This is a genomic window from Streptomyces sp. NPDC101166 (genome assembly GCF_044768125.1).
Lineage (GTDB): Bacteria > Actinomycetota > Actinomycetes > Streptomycetales > Streptomycetaceae > Streptomyces.
In genome coordinates this window covers 1-1,165 of the sequence record NZ_JBIWPF010000243.1, presented here as the reverse complement: position 1 = coordinate 1,165, position 1,165 = coordinate 1, and the positions used below count along the sequence as shown (strand labels likewise).

At 62.2% G+C, this 1,165-nt stretch carries 1 protein-coding gene and 1 pseudogene; both read right to left on the bottom strand.

What is annotated here, in order from left to right; translation table 11 throughout:
* Positions 1-205: pseudogene (locus ACIRS4_RS38080) on the bottom strand (decaprenylphospho-beta-D-erythro-pentofuranosid-2-ulose 2-reductase); the annotation flags it as partial.
* The coding region (locus tag ACIRS4_RS38075; RefSeq protein ID WP_404204838.1) for a D-arabinono-1,4-lactone oxidase at positions 202-1,165 on the bottom strand (964 nt) is incomplete at its 5' end. The pseudogene ACIRS4_RS38080 and the gene ACIRS4_RS38075, both read right to left, overlap by 4 nt.

Genomic DNA, 1,165 nt, shown 5'->3' with positions numbered 1-1,165 from the left:
CGTCGAAGTCGACGACCTGGACCTCGGAGGCCCCGGCCGCCTTCATCTGCGACACGGCGTCCTCGCGCAGCGGGTCACCCGGCAGGGCCGCCAGGACGATGCGCGCGGGGCCCTTCTTCAGGTACTCGGCGCAGATCGCCAAGCCGATCTCCGAGGTGCCGCCCAGCAGCAGAATGGACTGCGGGTTGCCTACCGCATTGATCACTGAAGCTCCAGCCTTCTCGCCATATCGGACATGAAAACGCCTGTGGGGTCGACGCTCCGGCGGATCTTGATCCACTCGTCGATCCGCGGGTACATCTTGTGGAAGGTCTCCGCGTCGGTGCGCGAATCCTTGGCAGTGTAGATGCGGCCACCGAACTCGAGCACGCGGCGGTCCAGTTCCCGGACCAGCTCGTTGAGACCCGGACGAATCGGGAAGTCGAAGCAGGTGTTCCAGCCTTCCATGGGGAAGCTGAGCGGAGCCTGGTTCCCGGGACCGAAGAACTTCAGCACATTGAGCGCCGAATGATGGCCGGATGCCTGAATATCAATGATGATCTTGGTGAATTCGTCGAGGGCTTCCGGCGGCACCACGAACTGGTACTGCAGGAATCCCTTCGAGCCATAGGCCCGATTCCACTCCGAGATCACGTCCAGCATGTGATAGAACTGCGTCAAGTTCATCAGCTTGCCGGTGTAGTTACCGCCGAGCGCGTAATACGCCTCGCCGACCATGCCCAGCGTGAACTTGTTGACCGCGAAGCTCGGGAAGATATCCGGCACCGTCAGCAGATTCGGGGCATCGAACTTCAGCGGATTCTTGCGCAGCTTCTTCGGCAGCTCATCAAGTTTCGCCAGCCGACCGCGAGACACATTGGCGCGGCCCAGCTTCGGCGGCCCCGAGATCACATCGAACCAGGTCGACGAGTAGGTGTAGTTCGCCTCGGACCCGTCCTTGTGGACGGCGATGGTCTCTTCCAGGTCGACCGTCTTGATGCCGTCGGAGATGAAGTAGGCCGTCTCGGTCGGCGTCATCTCGATGGTGGCGCGCAGCACGATGCCGGTCAGGCCGTTGCCGCCGACGGTCGCCCAGAACAGTTTGGCGTTCTTCTTCGGCCCGATGGTCTGCACCTTGCCGTCGGCGGTGAGCAGATCGATGGACCGCACGTGATTGCCGAAGCTG